This window comes from Burkholderia sp. MSHR3999, assembly GCF_000833595.1.
Taxonomy (GTDB): Bacteria; Pseudomonadota; Gammaproteobacteria; order Burkholderiales; family Burkholderiaceae; genus Burkholderia; species Burkholderia ubonensis.
Map to the genome: position 1 here is coordinate 1,583,520 of NZ_JRFO01000001.1, position 16,662 is coordinate 1,600,181.

Annotated in this window: 3 protein-coding genes; 2 read left to right on the forward strand and 1 reads right to left on the reverse strand. The window is 74.6% G+C overall.

Annotated features, from left to right (window positions below; all coding sequences use genetic code 11):
- Nucleotides 1–6: 6 nt before the first annotated feature.
- Nucleotides 7–1,776, reverse strand: a complete 1,770-nt coding sequence (locus tag KY49_RS07440) for a cyclic peptide export ABC transporter (RefSeq protein WP_042583999.1) — start codon at nucleotides 1,774–1,776, stop codon at nucleotides 7–9.
- A 232-nt stretch (nucleotides 1,777–2,008) separates the two neighbouring features.
- On the opposite strand from KY49_RS07440, the gene KY49_RS07445 reads away from it, so the two are divergent.
- Nucleotides 2,009–11,686 (forward strand): non-ribosomal peptide synthetase, encoded by a 9,678-nt coding sequence (locus KY49_RS07445; protein ID WP_042584000.1) that lies wholly within the window; start codon nucleotides 2,009–2,011, stop codon nucleotides 11,684–11,686.
- Between the two features lie 9 nt (nucleotides 11,687–11,695).
- The gene (locus tag KY49_RS07450; RefSeq protein WP_042584001.1) at nucleotides 11,696–16,660 is read left to right on the forward strand and encodes a non-ribosomal peptide synthetase; all 4,965 of its coding nucleotides are present in this window, start codon (nucleotides 11,696–11,698) and stop codon (nucleotides 16,658–16,660) included.
- The last annotated feature ends 2 nt before the right edge of the window (nucleotides 16,661–16,662 follow it).

A 16,662-nucleotide genomic window follows, 5' to 3' on the forward strand; every position in this document is an offset into this window, starting at 1 on the left:
TGACGATTACGCATTCACCTCGTTCACCGCATCGGCCCGCTGCCGCGCGGGCGTCGTATCGCTGACGATCCGCCCGTTGTCGAGCTTCAGCACGCGGTCGGCGAGATCGAAGTAGCGGTCGTCGTGCGTGATCACGACCACCGCCTTGCCGCGCGCGCGCAGCTCGGGCAGCAGTTGTTCGTAGAACACCGCCTTGAACGTCGGGTCCTGGTCGGCGGCCCATTCGTCGAACAGGTAGAACGGCCGGTCTTCCAGATACGCGACGACGAGCGCGAGCCGCTTGCGCTGCCCGGTGGACAGCGCGCGGGTCGAGAACGCGCCGTCGACGACCTTCACCTTGTGGTCGAGCGCGAGCTTCGCGACCAGCGCGTTCGCGCGCGCGTCGGCCTGCGCGCGCGCCGGATCGTCCGGGTCGACGATGCCGAGCAGCGCGTCGAACAGGTGGAAATCGTTGAACACCGCGCTGAAGCGCTGCCGGTACGCGGCGCGCTCGCGCCAGCCGACCGGCCGGCCGTCGACCTCGATCGCGCCTTCCTCGGGTTCGTAGAGCCCCGTGAGCACCTTCGCGAGCGTGGTCTTGCCGCTGCCGTTGCCGCCGACGATGAACACGAGCTCGCCGGGCTTCAGCGTCAGGTCGATCGGCCCGATGCGGAACATCCGCTCGTCGCGCTCGTGGAAATACGAATGCGTGACGCCGCGCAGCGTGACCGCGCCGGCGGGCGCGATGGCGGACACGGCGGCCGGCGCGTCGCTCGCGGGCGGCGCGGTGCGCAGCGCGCCGAATTCGGCCATCACGTCCTCGATGCGCGCGAGCGACACGCGTGCCGCGTTGACGGTCGGCAGATTGTTCAGCAGGCCGTCGAGCGGCACCAGCATGAACAGGAACACGACGACGTAGCCGGCCGTCGCGCCCGGGTCCGCGTGCACGCCGAGCCGCGGCCAGAACGCGGCCGCGCCGAGGAACGCATAGAACAGGAAGATGATCCAGCCGACGCCGACCGCATACGCGCTGAACGCGCGGCGGCGGTGGTCACGCACTTCGCCGATCGCCGCGCCCAACTGGCCGTCGACGAACTGGCGCGCGCGCGCGTCGTGCAGCTTCAGTTCCTTCGCGCCGGAGAACAGCGCGCCGAGATAGCCGAACAGCTTGTCCTGCGCGCGGCCGGCCGCTTCGAGCGACGCGATCGCGCGGCGGTCGCCGGTGTGATAGCCGAGCGAGCCCGCGACGATCGCCGTGAGCGCGAGCACGCACACGGGCCACGACAGCCACGCGAGATAGCCGAGGCAGCCGAACACGATCGAGCCGTGCATCACGAGGTTCGGCAGCGCGAAGAACAGCATCGACACGTTGGTCGCGTCGTCGGTCAGCACCGACTGCACGGGCGCCGCGCCGATGCGCTCGACGTCGCGCAGCTCGGCCGCGCCGACGCGGCGCGCGAGATGCGCGCGCAGCCGCGCCATCGTGTCCTGCGACAGCCGCGCGAACAGCACGCCCGACACGATCCGCGTGACGAGCGCGACCACCGCGCACAGCGCGAAGCGCCACGCGAGCGCGGCGTCGGCCGCGACCGGCTGCGCGAGCGCGCGGTTCAGCGTCGCGACGAGCAGCACGCTCGCGACGCCGTTCAGCACGCAGGCGACGAGCGCGAGCGCGAGCGCGGCGCGGCTTTCGCGCAGCAGCGCGAGGATCAGGCGCGCCGCCGGGCGCGCGGGCGGCGCGGCGTCGGCGGCAGGCGGGCGGGAGGGCGGAGAAGAGGGCTCGTGGGCGGCGGTCATCGGCAACGTCAATTGAGTGAGAACGAACAGCGGAGAACGAACAACGGAGAAACGAACGGCGCGCGGTGCGCCTCCTGCCGAATAGACGAACGAGCCGCCGAAATATTTAGTCATCGGCGGATTGAGCGCAAAACGGTAAAAAACCGGCCGCGCCGTTCGTCACACCAGTGAAGCCGCCCAGCGCGGCGCCGTGAGTTGGCCGTAGCGGCCGGACCTGAAGGACTTCACGCCCATGACGAGTTTCCCGACTGCGTTGCATCACCGAATTCGCGAGCTGGCGCGCCGCGCGCCCGACGCGCCCGCGCTCGCCGTCTCCTTTCCGACCGAAATCCGCCTGACGCGCGGCGCGCTCGATGCGCGCGCGTCGCAGCTCGCGCGGCGGCTGCGCGCGGCGGGCGTCGGCGCCGAGGTGCGGGTCGGCGTGTGCGTCGAGCGCTCGTGCGAGCTGTTCGTCGCGCTGCTGGCCGTGCTGAAGGCGGGCGGCGTGTTCGTGCCGCTCGATCCGCGCCATCCGGCCGCGCGCCTCGACTGGATCGTGCGCGACGCGAACCTGCGCCACGGCATCGTCGACGCGGCGGGGCGCGCGGCGCTCGGCGCGCCGTTCGCGCACGCGTTCGACGTCGCGGAAATCGATGCCGATGCAACGGACGCGTGCGTCGATGAAGGCGATGCGCCGGTCCATCCGCGCGCGGCCGCCTACATGATCTATACGTCCGGCTCGACCGGCACGCCGAAGGCGGTCGTCGTCGAGCACGGGCCGCTCGCCGCGCATTGCGATGCGCTCGCGGCCGCGCTGCCGATCGAGGCCGGCGACCGGCTGCTGCATTTCGCGTCGGTCAATTTCGACGCCGCGCACGAATGCTGGCTCGCGCCGCTCGCGGTCGGCGCGAGCCTCGCGGTCGCGCCGCCGCAGCCGTTTGCGCCGGACGCCGCGCATGCGCTGATGGTGCGCGAGCAGGTCAGTGTCGCCGCGTTTCCGCCCGCCTACCTGCGCGAGTTCGCGGCGCTCGCCGCGCGCGACGGCGTGCCGCCCGCGCTGCGCGTGCTCGCGTTCGGCGGCGAGGCGCTGCCGCAGCAGGCGTTCGAGTTCGTGCGCGACACTTTCCCGGCGGTGCGGCTCGTCAACGGCTACGGGCCGACCGAAGCGGTGATCTCGCCGATGCTGTGGCCGGTCGAGCCGGGCGAGACGCCCGCGCTCGCCGTGGACGACGCGTTCGCGGCGCTGCCGATCGGCCGGCCGATCGGCCCGCGCGTTGCCCGCGTCGACGGTGGCGACGGTGCAGCGGCCGGCGAGTTGCTGCTCGGCGGCGTCTGCCTCGCGCGCGGCTATCACGGCCGCCCGGCGCTGACCGCCGAGCGCTTCGTGCCCGATCCGGAAGGCGCGCCCGGCGCGCGCGTCTATCGCACCGGCGATCTCGCGCGGGTGCGCGGCGACGGCGCGTTCGATTACCTCGGCCGCCTCGACGATCAGGTGCAGGTGCGCGGCGTGCGCGTCGAGCCGGCGGAAATCGCCGCGTGCCTGCGCGCGCATCCGGCCGTCGCCGACGCGGCCGTGATCGCGGAAACCGACGGCGGCCCGACGCGGCTCGTCGCGTGCGTCGCGCTGCGCACGGAGGCCGACGACGCGGCGCTGAAGGCGCACGTCGCCGCGCAGTTGCCGGCCGCCTGGCAGCCGCACCGGTACGTGCGCTGCGACGCGCTGCCGTACACGCTGAACGGCAAGCTCGACCGCGCGGCGCTGCGCGAGCGGATCGCCGCCGACCGTACCGACCGCGCGGACCGCGCAGCCGGCGACGCGCCGCGCACGGACACCGAGCGGCGCACTGCTGAAATCTGGCAGACGCTGCTCGGCCTCGACGCGCCGCCGTCGCGCGACGACCGGTTCCTCTCGCTGGGCGGCGATTCGCTCGCGGCGATGCAATTGCAGGCGGCGATTCGTGCCGAATGGCGCGTCAACCTGCGGCTCGACATGCTGTTCGCGGACCCGGCGCTCGCCGCGCTGGCGGACGCGATCGACCGCGCGGAGCGCGAAACCGGCGCGCCGCTCGTCGCGATCGCGGCGCGCGCCGGCGCGCCGGCCGGCGCACCGTATGCGGAGCGTGCGGCGTCGCTGGCGCAGCAGCGCTTCTGGGTGCTCGCGCAGACGCGCGACGCGAGCGCGGCCTATCACATCGCCGCGCACTGGACGATCGACGGCGCGCTCGACCGCGCCGCGCTGCAGCGCGCGCTCGATCACGTGATCGGCCGGCACGACGCATGGCGCACGACGCTCGTCGAAAACGACGACGGCGTCGTGATGCAGCGGATCCACGCGCGCCTGCCGGTGGCGATCGCCGAAGTCGACCTGCGCGGCCTGCCGCCGGCCGGCCGCGACGCGCAGGCGGCGATCCTCGCCGAGCGGGACGCCGGCGCGCCGTTCGACCTCGCCGAAGGGCCGCTCGTGCGCGCGACGCTCGTCGCGCTCGCCGACGACCGCCACCGGCTGCTGCTGACCGCCCATCACGCGATCACCGACGGCTGGAGCTCGCGCTGCGCATTCGACGAGCTGACGGCGGCCTATTGCGCGTATGCGAACGGCGTCGCGCCGGCGCTGCCCGCGCTGCCGATCCAGTACGCGGACTATGCGGACTGGCAGCGCGACATGCTCGCGGGCGGCGAGGGCGAGCGGCAACTGAACTACTGGCGCGCCGCGCTGCAGGACGCGCCGGGCCCGCTCGCGCTGCCGGTCGACCGGCAGCCGGGCGCGACGCGCACGCTGCACGGCGCGCGCACGTCGCTGCGCCTGCCCGACGCGGTCGCGGCCGACGTGCGCCGGCTCGCGCGCGACGCGCACGCGACGGTCTTCACGGTGCTGATGGCCGCGCTCGACGCGTGGCTGTCGCGGCTGACCGGCGCGACCGACGTCGTGGTCGCGGTGCCGGTCGCGCACCGGCAGCGCCCGGAAACGCGCGCGCTGCTCGGACTGTTCCTGAACACCGTCGCGCTGCGCGTGCGCGTCGCGCCGACGCAGCCGTTCGCCGCGCTGGTCGATGCGGTGCGCGCGGCGGCGCTCGATGCGTATGCGCATCAGGACGTGCCGTTCGAGCGCGTCGTCGACGCGGTGAAGCCGCCGGTGCGGCGCGGCGACGAATGGCTGCGCGTCAAGTTCGCGCAGCAGTTCGACGCGCGGCTCGACAGCGCGCTGCCGGGCGCGACCGCGGTCGCGACGCCGGGGCCGGATCTCGCCGCGCGCTTCGATTTCGCGCTGGATTTCACCGACGATGCGAGCGGCATCGAACTGGTCGCCGCGTATGCGACCGACTGCATCGACGCCGACACCGCGCGCGCGTGGCTCGCCAGCTACGCGGCGCTCGTCGCGGCCGCCGCGCGCGATCCGCAGCGCGTGGTCACGGCGCTGCCGTGCGACGGCGCGCATGGCAAACATGAAGCGGGGCAGCCGCGCGACGGCCGCGTGTTCACACCCGAGCACGCGGATATCGTCGCGGCATTCGCGCGGCAGGCTGCCGCGTATCCGCATCGCGTCGCGCTGGCCGATGCGGCGGCGTCGCTGACGTTCGCGGAACTCGACGACGCGTCGGATCGCGTCGCTCGCGCGCTGCAACGGCGCGGCACGGCGGCCGAGGAACCGGTCGTCGTCTGCATCGAGCGCTCGGCGCGCTTCGTCGTCGGCCTGCTCGGCGCGCTGAAGGCGGGCGCGCTGGCCGTGCTGCTCGATCCGGCGCAGCCGGCCGAGCGGCTCGCGGCGGCCGCCGCCGATTGCCGCGCGCGCTCGGCGCTCGTCGCCGGCGACGCCGCATGGCCGGCCGGCACGCTCGCGCAGGCGCTCGACGTCGACGCGCTCGCGGCCGACGCGACGCTCGCGCAGGCGGGCGCCGCGCGCATCGCGCCGCACCCGGACCAGGGGGCATACCTGATCTATACGTCCGGCTCGACCGGCACGCCGAAAGGCGTCGTCGTGTCGCATCGCGCGCTCGCCGACTACGTGCAGGGCATGCTCGACGAACTCGCGTTCGCGCCGGATGCGTCGTTCGCGATGGTGTCGACGGTTGCCGCCGACCTCGGCCATACGACGCTGTTCGGCGCGCTGTGCGCGGGCCGCACGCTGCATCTGCTGCCGGCGTCGTGCGCGTTCGATCCGGACGCATTCGCCGACGAGATGCGCCGCCGCGACGTCGGCGTGCTGAAGATCGTGCCGAGCCATCTGCAGGCGCTGCTCGAAGCCCGCGCGCCGGCCGACGTGCTGCCGAGCCATGCGCTCGTGACGGGCGGCGAAACGCTCACGTGGGCGCTGGTCGCGCGCATCGCCGCGCTCAAGCCCGCGTGCCGCGTGATCAATCACTACGGCCCGACCGAGGCGACCGTGGGCGCGCTCGCGTGCGACACGGCGTCGATGGCCGACGATGGGCGCGACGGGGCGCGCGGTGTGCCGCTTGGCGGGCCGCTGCCGAACGCGCGCGCGGCCGTGCTCGACGCGTTCGGCGCGTGCGTGCCGGCGGGCGCGACCGGCGAGCTGTATCTCGGCGGGCCGGGCGTCGCGCGCGGCTACTGGGGCCGGCCGGCGGCGACCGCCGAGCGCTTCCTGCCCGATCCGTTCACGCCGGGCGCGCGCGTGTACCGCACCGGCGACCGCGTGCGGCTGCGCACGGACGGCCGCATCGATTTCCTCGGGCGGATCGACGACCAGGTCAAGATCCGCGGCTATCGCGTCGAGCCGGGCGAGGTGAGCGCGGCCGTGCGCGCGGCTGACGGCATCGCGCAGGCGGAAACGCTGGCGGTCGAGCACGACGGCCGGCTGCGGCTCGCCGCGTTCGTCGTCGCGCGCGACGGCGCGGCGTTCGACGAGGCCGCGCTGCGCGCACGGCTCGCGGCGGCGCTGCCGGACTACATGGTGCCGGCGCAGATCGTCGCGCTGCCGCGCCTGCCGGTGACGGCGAACGGCAAGGTCGATCGCGCGGCGCTGCGCGCGCTGGCCGCCGCGCCGGCCGCGAGCACGCAAGGCGACGCGCCGCGAGGCGCGGTCGAGACGACGCTCGCGGAAATCTGGCAGGCGGTGCTGAAGGCGCCGCGCGTGGGCCGCGACGACAACTTCTTCGAACTCGGCGGCGACTCGATCCTCGTGCTGCAGGTGATCGCCCGCGCGCGCAAGCGCGGCGTGCGCTTCACGCCGAAACAGTTGTTCGACGGCCCGACGCTCGCCGAGCTGGCGCGCGTCGCGAAGACGGAAGACGTCGCACAGCCCGCCCCGGTCGCACAGGCCGCGACGACGGCGGCCGCCGCGCGCGTGCTGACGCCCGCGCAGCAGCGTTTCTTCGCGCTCGACGTGCCGCATCCGGGCCACTGGAACCAGGCGGTCGCGTTCGACGTGCGCGGGTCGTTCGACCCCGCCGCGTTCGCGCGCGCGTTCGACGCGCTGCTCACGCATCACGAATCGTTCCGCCGGCGCTTCACGCGCGACGCGCACGGCGCGTGGCAGGCCGACGACGCCCGGCGCCCATACGACGCGCTGCCGTTCGCCGAAGTCACCGCGCGCGACGACGCCGACGCGCTCGCGCGCTTCGATGCGCTGCAGCGCCGCCTCGATCTCGGCCGCGGGCCGCTCGCCTGCGCGTGCGCGGCGCGGCTGCCGGACGGCGCGACGCGGCTGTTCGTCGCGATCCACCACGCGATCGTCGACGGCGTGTCGTGGCGAATCCTGCTCGACGATCTCGACACCGCGTACCGCGCCGCCTGCGAGCAACGGCCGATCCGGCTCGCGCTGCAGGGCCTGTGCGCCGACGCGTGGGCCGCGCGGCTCGCGCGCGCGGCGACCGATCCGGGCTCGCCGTTCGCGAACGAGACCGCGTACTGGACCGGCATGGCGCATGGCGACGACGTCGCACCCGACCATCCGGACGCGCCGGCGACCAACGCGGACGCGGCCGTCGTCGTGCAGACGATCGACGCCGCGCTGACCCGCGCGGCGCTCGCCGACGCGCACGCCGCGTACCGCACGCAGACGATCGAGCTGCTCGCCGCCGCGCTTGCCATGGCGCTGACCGACGGGCGCGACGCGGCGTCGTGCCGCGTCGAACTGGAAGGGCACGGCCGCGAGGCGTTGTTCGACGATGCGGATGCGAGCCGCACGATCGGCTGGCTGACGAGCCATTACCCGGTGTCGCTGCCGGTCGCGGCGAGCGCGCGCGACACGCTGTGCGCGGTCAAGGACGCGCTGCGCGCGGTGCCGCACAAGGGGCTCGGCTTCGGCGTGCTCGCGCACTACGGCGATGCGGCGACGCGCGCGGCGCTGGCCGCGGTGCCGCGTCCGCGCTTGACCTTCAACTATCTCGGCCAGTTCGACGCGCCGCGCGACGCGACGCTCGTGCCGCGCTTCGGCGGCGCCGGCGTCGAGCGCGATCCGCAGGGGCCGCTCGGCAACACGCTCGCGATTCACGCGTATATCGACGAAATGCACGACGAAATGCGCGACGAAAACCACGAAGGCGGACGCACGCTGAAGCTGCACTGGGTGTACGGCGCGCCGCAGTTCGAGCGCGCGACGATCGACGCGTTCGCCGCGCGGTTCGCGGCGGCGCTGCGTGCGCTCGTCGACGCGTGCGCGGCGCGCATCGCCCAGCGCGGCGGCGGCGCGACGCCGGGCGACTTCCCGCTCGCGCACGCGGCGGGCCTCACGCAGGCGGCGATCGAGCGCGCGCCGCTCGACTGGCGCACGATCGACGACGTGTATCCACTGTCGCCGATGCAGCAGGGCATCCTGTTCCACGCGCTGTTCGCGCCGGGCCATGCGAGCTACGTGAACCAGCTCGTCGCGACCGCGACGGCGCTCGACGCCGACCGGCTCGCGGCCGCGTTCGACGCATCGATCGCGCGGCACGACATCCTGCGCACCAGCATCATGCCGGACGAAGCGGCGCCGCTGCAGCGCGTGCACCGGCAGGCGGCGCTGCCGGTCGAGCAGCTCGACTGGCGCACGCGCGGCGCGACGCTCGACGCCGACTTCGACGCTTGGCTCGCGGCCGACCGCGCGCGCGGCTTCGACTGGAACGAGCCGCCGCTGATGCGGCTCACGCTGATCCGCGTGACGGACGACGCGTGGCGCATCGTGTGGACCCGCCATCACGTGCTGCTCGACGGCTGGAGCACCGCGCGGCTGCTCGCCGACGTGCTGCGCGACTACCGCGACCCGGACGCCGTGTCGCCGTTCGCGAGCCGCCCGGCGCTGCGCTACCGCGATTTCATCGCGTGGCTCGGCACGCGCGATCGCGACGCGGACGAACGCTTCTGGACCGGGCGCCTCGCGCGGCTCGACGCGCCGACGCTGATCGCCGAGCGCACCGCCGACCGCGCGGACGCGGCGATGCGCACATGGCGCGCCCGCATCGATGCGGACGCATTCGCACGCGTCGCGCACACGGCGCGCGCGCTGAAGCTGACCGTCAACACGCTGGTGCAGGGCGCGTGGGCGCTCGCGCTGCAGCGGATGACGCACCAGCCGGCGGTCGCGTTCGGCGCGACCGTCGCGGGCCGTCCGGACGCGCTGCCGGACGTCGACGCGGTGCTCGGCCTGTTCATCAACACGGTGCCGGTGATCACCGCGCCCGCGCCGCAGCAGCGCGCGGCCGACTGGCTGCAGGCGCTGCAGCGCGACAACGCGGCGGCGGCCGAGCACGCGCATGCGCCGCTCGCCGACATCCAGCGCTGGGCGCGCGGCGCCGGCGGCGCGCTGTTCGACACGCTGGTCGTGTTCGAGAACTATCCGGTCGACGACACCGCGCACGACGCGGACCCGCGCGCGCTCGCGCTGCGCGACGTGCGCAGCATCGAGGCGACCGATTTCGCGCTGACGCTCGTGATCGAGAGCGGCGCGGCCCTGACGATCGACTACGGCTACGACACCGCGCGCATCGATGCGCGGCAGGTCGAGACCTGGCATCGCGCGTTCGCGTGCGCGCTCGACGCGCTGGCGAGCACGCCCGATGCGCTGCTCGGCGCACTGTCGATCGGCGACGACGCGGCGCGCGACGCGCTCGCCCGGCGCGAAGCGACCGCCCGCGCGTGGCCGGCACATCAGCAATTGCCGCTGCACGCGCAATTCGAAGCGGCGGCCCGCGCGACGCCCGACGCAGTCGCGCTCGAATACGCGGACGCGCACGGCAGCCTGCACCGGATGACCTACGCCGAGCTCGACGCGTGCACGTCGCGGATCGCCGCCGCGTTGCGCCGGCAGGGCGTGCAGCCGGACACGCCGGTCGCGCTGTGCGTCGAGCGCTCGTTCGACATGGTGAGCGCGCTCGTCGGCGTGCTGAAGGCCGGCGCGGCGTATCTGCCGGTCGATCCCGACTATCCGGCCGAGCGCATCGCGTACCTGCTGCGCGATGCGCGGCCCGCGGTCGTGCTGACGCAGGCGCACCTGCGCGCGCAGGTCGAAGCCGCGCTCGGCGACGCCGCCGGCACGCGGCTGCTGACGGTGGCGGAGCTGCTCGCGCAGGACATCGCACCGGACGCGACCGAGCCGGTCGCGGCCGCCGACGCGCAGCTCGCGTACCTGATCTACACGTCCGGCTCGACCGGCAAGCCGAAGGGCGCGGGCAACACGCACGGCGCGCTCGCGAACCGGATCGCGTGGATGCAGCACGCGTACCGGCTCACGCGCGACGACGTCGTGCTGCACAAGACGCCGTTCGGCTTCGACGTGTCGGTGTGGGAGTTCGTCTGGCCGCTGTCGCAGGGCGCGAAGCTCGCGATCGCCGCGCCCGGCGACCATCGCGACCCGGCGCGCCTCGCCGCCGCGATCCTCGCGCACCGCGTGACGGTGCTGCATTTCGTGCCGTCGATGCTGGCCGCGTTCGCCGCGCATCTCGACGATTTCGGCGCGGCCGCGCAATGCGACAGCGTGCGGCTGATCGTCGCGAGCGGCGAGGCGCTTGCGCCCGAACTGGTCGCGAAGGTCGCGCGCCTGTTGCCGCGCGCGACGCTCGTCAACCTGTACGGGCCGACCGAGGCGGCGATCGACGTGTCGCACTGGACTTGCGGCCCGGCCGATGCGCACGCGCACGCGGTGCCGATCGGCCATCCGATCGCGAACCTGCAGCTGCACGTGCTCGACGCCGCCTGGCAGCCGGTGCCGGCGGGCGCGACCGGCGAGCTGTATCTGGCCGGCGCGGGCCTCGCGCGCGGCTACCTCGGCCGGCCGGGGCTGACGGCCGAGCGCTTCGTGCCCGATCCGTTCGTGCCGGGCGCGCGCATGTACCGCACCGGCGATCTCGCACGGCGCCGCGACGATGGGGCACTCGACTACCTCGGCCGCGTCGACGCGCAGGTGAAGCTGCGCGGCCAGCGGATCGAGCCGGGCGAGATCGAGGCGCTGCTGCGCGCGGCGCCGGGCGTGCACGACGCGGTCGTCGTGGTGCGCGACGAGCAGCTGATCGGCTACGTCGCGCGCGGCGACGCGGCCGCGCTCGACCCGGCCGCGCTCCTCGACGCGCTGCGCGCGCAGCTGCCGGCCTACATGGTGCCGTCGCAGCTGATCGCGCTCGACGCGCTGCCGGTCACGCCGAACGGCAAGTGCGACCGCCATGCGCTGCCGGCGCCGGTGCGCGACGCGGCGGCCGCGGCCGAGCTCGCGACCGAAACGGAGCGCGCGCTCGCGGCGATCTGGCAGCGCGTGCTGCGCATCGACGCGATCGGCCGCGACGACGACTTCTTCCTGCTCGGCGGCCATTCGCTGCTCGCGACGCAGGCTCATGCGCAGGCGAACCTGCACTGGGGCCTTGCGCTGCCGCTGCGCACGCTGTTCGACGCCCGCACGCTCGCGCGCTGCGCGCAGGCGCTCGACGCGGCGTGCGCGGCGCGCGGCGCGACCGACGCGGCGAGCGCGATCGACGCCTTGCTCGGCGAACTGGAAATTCAATAAGGACGACGGATGACGACGGTTCAACCCGACTGGCTGGCGCTCGCGACGCGTTTCGCGCAACTGCCCGACGCGCAGCGCGCGGTGTTCATCGACAAGCTCGGCGCGGCCGGCATCGATTTCCGCGTGCTGCCGATTCCGCCGCGCACGCCGCGCAGCGAGTGCGTGCCGGCATCGTTCGCGCAGACGCGGCTGTGGCTCCATCAGCGGCTGATCGACGCGAGCGACGCGTACCACATCACCGAGCGGCTCGCGCTGACGGGCCCGCTCGACGCGCATGCGCTGCGGCTCGCGTGCGACGCGCTGATCGCGCGCCACGAGGCGCTGCGCACGACCTTCGACGAAGCCGCCGACGGCGTCATGCAGACGATCCATCCGCCGCTGCGCTGCCCGTGGCGCGAAACGGACCTGGCCTCGCTCGCCGAGCCGCAGCGCGGCGAGCGCGCCGACGAAGTCGCGGCGGCGGACGAGGCGCAAGCGTTCGACCTCGGCGTCGCGCCGCTGGTGCGCGCGCATCTGATCCGGCTCGACGCGACCCATCACCGGCTCGCGCTGACCGTGCATCACATCGTGTCGGACGGCTGGTCGTCGGGCGTGATGCTCGACGAACTCGCGGCGTTCTATCGCGCGTACGCGACCGACACGCCGGTGCCGCTCGCGCCGCTGCCGATCCAGTACGCGGACTACGCGCTGTGGCAGCGCCGCTGGCTCGACGCCGGCGAGCGCGACCGGCAGCTCGCGTTCTGGCGCGAACGGCTCGACCCGCAGCGCGGCGTGCTGGCGCTGCCCGGCGCCGCCGCGCGGCCGGCCCGGCGCAGCGCGCGCGGCGCGCGCCACGTGTTCGCGCTCGACGCGCCGCTCGCCGCGCGGCTGCGCGCGTTCGCCGCGGCTACCGGCGCCACGCCGTTCGCGGTGCTGCTCGCCGCGCTCGACGCGCTGCTCGCGCGCGCGAGCGGCGACGCGCGAATCTGCGTCGGCGTGCCGGCCGCGAACCGCGAGCGCGCGGAAACGGCCGGGCTGATCGGGTTCTTCGTCAACACGCTGGCGATCGACGTCGACGTGACGCCGGGCGACGGCTTCGCGGCGCTCGTCGCGCGCACGCAGCGCGCGCTCGTCGACGCGCAGATGCACCAGGACGTGCCGTTCGAGCAGGTGGTCGACGCGCTCGGCGTGCCGCGCAGCGCGAGCCACCATCCGCTGTTCCAGGTGATGGCTGCCTACGGCGAGCGCCGCGCGCTGCCGCCGCTCGGCGCACCCGGCAACACGTTGGAAGTGGCCGTGCTGCCGTCCGGCACGCCGTCCGCGAAATTCGACCTGACGCTCGGCGTCGAGGCGACGCCGTCCGGCACGTTCGACGCGGCGTTCGTTTATGCGCTGGACCTGTTCGACGCCGACGCGATCGCGCGGCTCGCGCAGCGCTTCGTCACGCTGCTGGCAGACGCGCTCGCGCGGCCCGACGTGCCGGTCGGCGATCTCGACTGGCTGCCTGAAGCGGAGCGCGCGCAGCTGTTCGCGTGGAACGCATCGCCCGACGCCGGCGACGACGAACCGTTCATTCCCGTGCATGCGCGCATCGCCGCGCATGCGCTGGCGCGGCCGGATGCGCGCGGCGTGGCCGACATCGATCGCGCCCTGACGCGCGGCGAGGTCGATGCGCGCGCGGCGCGGCTCGCGCGCCGGCTGGTCGCGTCCGGCGTGCGCCCGGAAATGCGGGTCGGCGTCGCGCTGCAGCGCTCGGTCGACCTGCTCGTCGCGCTGATCGCGGTGCTGAAGTCCGGCGCGGCATTCGTGCCGCTCGATCCCGCGCATCCGCGCGAGCGGCTCGCGCAGATCGTCGGCGATGCGCGCATCGAACACGTGCTGACCGACGCGCACAGCGCAGCCGCGCTCCCCGAATTGCCGTCGCTGCGGGTGTGGCGCGCGGATGCGATCGACGCGCTCGACGACGCTGCGCACGTCGCGCTGCCGGACGTGCTGCCGGGCCATGCGGCGTATGCGATCTACACGTCCGGCTCGACCGGCGCGCCGAAGGGCGTGATCGTCGACCACGCGTCGTTCGCGCGGCACTGCGCGGCGATCGCCGAACGCTACGGCGCGGGCGAGGACGACGTGTTCCTGCTGTTCCAGTCGGTCAACTTCGACGGCGCGCACGAAGGCTGGTTTTCGCAATACATGTCGGGCGCGGCCGTGTCGGTGACGGCCGACGTGCTGTGGCCGCCCGCGCAGACCTGCGCGATGATGGTGCGCGACGGCGTGACGATGACCTACGTGCCGCCCGGCTGCGCGGCGCAGCTCGCCGAATGGGCGCTCGCGCACGGCGCGCCGCCGACGCTGCGCTCGCTGACGGTGGGCGGCGAGGCGACGTCGCGCGAGGCGTTCGCGATGCTGCGCCGCGCGCTGCCGAACGTGCGGGTGGTCAACGGCTACGGCCCGACCGAGACGGTCGTCACGCCGACGCTGTGGATGTTCCGCCCGGGCGACGACCTCGCGAAGCTCGGCGACGCCGCGTATCTGCCGATCGGCACGCTGGTCGGCGCACGCACCGCGCACGTGCTCGACGCGCGGCTGCATCCGCTGCCGGTCGGCGTGATCGGCGAGCTGTATCTTGGCGGCGAGGGGATCGGCGTCGCGCGCGGCTACCTCGACCGGCCGGCGCTGACCGCCGAGCGCTTCGTGCCCGATCCGTACGGCGCGCCCGGCGCGCGCCTGTATCGCACGGGCGACCTCGTGCGGCGCCGCGCGGACGGCGTGTTCGACTTCATCGGCCGCGTCGATCACCAGGTGAAGCTGCGCGGGTTGCGGATCGAGCTCGGCGAGATCGAGGCGCAGCTTGCCGCGCACGACGCGGTGCGCGAAGCCTGCGCGGTCGTGCACGGGCAGCGCGGCGACGCGCAGCTCGTCGCCTACGTCGAGCTGACCGACGATGCGCGCGCGGCCGCGCAGCCGGTCGATGCGGCGACGCTCGACGCGCACCTGCGCCGCACGTTGCCGGACTACATGGTGCCCGCGCAGATCATCGTGCTCGATGCGCTGCCGCGCAACGCGAACAGCAAGGTCGACCGCGCGCGATTGCCCGCGCCGGTGCGCGTCGAGCGCGCGTATGAGGCGCCGCGCGACGGCGACGAGGCCGCGCTCGTGGCGATCTGGCAGGACGTGCTGAACGTCGCGCGGGTCGGCCGCGGCGACCACTTCTTCGAGCTCGGCGGCCACTCGCTCGCCGCGGTGCGGGTCGCGACGCGCGTCGCCGAGCGGCTCGGCCGCGACGTGCCGGTGCGCGCGCTGTTCGAGGCGCCGGTGCTCGCGCAGTATGCGCGGCAGGTCGCCGACGCGCCGCGCGCGGCGCACGTCGGCGCACGCGCGCCCGGCGCGGCGGCGCTGCGGCCCGACGCGCACGGCGTGTGGCCGCTATCGCCGGCGCAGCTCGGCCTGTGGTTCCTGTGGCGCGCGCAGCCGGACAGCGCCGCCTACGTGATTCCGGTCGCGCTGCGCATGCGCGGCCCGCTCGACGCCGATGCGCTGCGCGCCGCGTTCGCGGACGTGGCGGCGGCCCATCCGGCGCTGCGCACGCGGCTCGTCGCGCGCGACGGCGCGCTGCCCGGGCAGCGGATCGACGCGCCGGCGCCGGTCGCGCTGCCGGTTGTGGACCTGTCGGCTTCGCCCGACGCGCTGGCGCGCGCGACCGCGCTGACCGACGACGACGCGCTGACGCCGTTCGACCTCGGCGCCGCCGCGCCGTTGTGGCGCGCGCGCGTGCTGCGGCTCGCCGCCGACGATCATGTGCTGTCGATTGCGATCCATCACATCGTGTCGGACGGCGAATCGATCGAGCTGTGGCTGGATGCGATCCGGCGGCGCTATGTCGCACGCGTGCGGGGCGACGACATCACGCCGCCAGCCGGCGCGCCGCTCGTGCTGCCGGCGCCGGGCGCGCCCGCGCGGGTCGCGTACTGGCGCGACGCGCTGGCCAACCTGCCGCGGCGCGTGCTGCCCGAGCGCGCCGACGCACCTTCGATTCCGCAATGGCGCGCGACGCGCACCGCGTTCGCATTCGATGCGACGCTGATCCGCGCCGCGCGCGACGCCGCGTCCGCCGCGCACGCGACGCTGCCGATGCTGCTGCACGCGGCGCTCAACGCCGCGCTGTTCCGCGCGACGGGCGCGGCCGACCAGCCGGTCGGCGTGCTCGCGTCGACGCGCGAGCTGACCGGCGACGCCGCGCGCGACGCGCTCGGCCTGTTCATCAATGCGGTGGTCGTGCGCACGCGCCTCGACGCGGCCGACCGCCGCGCGGACGTGCTGGCCCGCGTGCGCGACGCGGCGCTGGCCGCCTATGCGCATGCGGACGTGCCGTTCGCGGACGTCGTCGCCGCGCTCGGCGCGCCGCGCGCGGCGGCCGCGAATCCGCTGTTCCAGGTGATGTTCAACTACCTGCGCCCGACCGGCGCGGCCGCGCGCGACTGGGCGGGCCTGTCGCTCGCCGGATTCGACGACGTGCGGCACCGCGTGGTGTTCACGCTCGAGCTCGACGTCGTCGAGCATCCGGACGGCCGCGTGAGCGCAGCGTTCTCGTATGCGAACGAGCTGCTCGACGGCCGTTTCGTCGATGCGCTCGTCGATACGTACCGCGACGAGGTCGAGCGCTTCGCCGTGGCGGGCGGGATGGCGCTCGGCGGCCCCGACGCGCCGTCCGTCACCGAAGCGGCCCGCGCGCCGGTCCAGGTTTGCGCTTCTCGAACGGCCGGCACGCTCGCGGCGCTGTGGTCCGACACGTTCGCATCGGCCGCACCGGCGGCGGACGTGGACCTGTTCGAAGCCGGCGCGACGTCGTTCGACGTGGTGCGCTTCGTCGATGCCGCGTGCCGCGCCGGTCACGCGCTGACGGTGGCCGACGTGTTCGCCGCGCCGACGCTCGCCGCGCTCGGCGCGCGACTCGACGCACCGGCGGATGCGGGCACGGAGGCGCGCCATGCTGGCTGAAG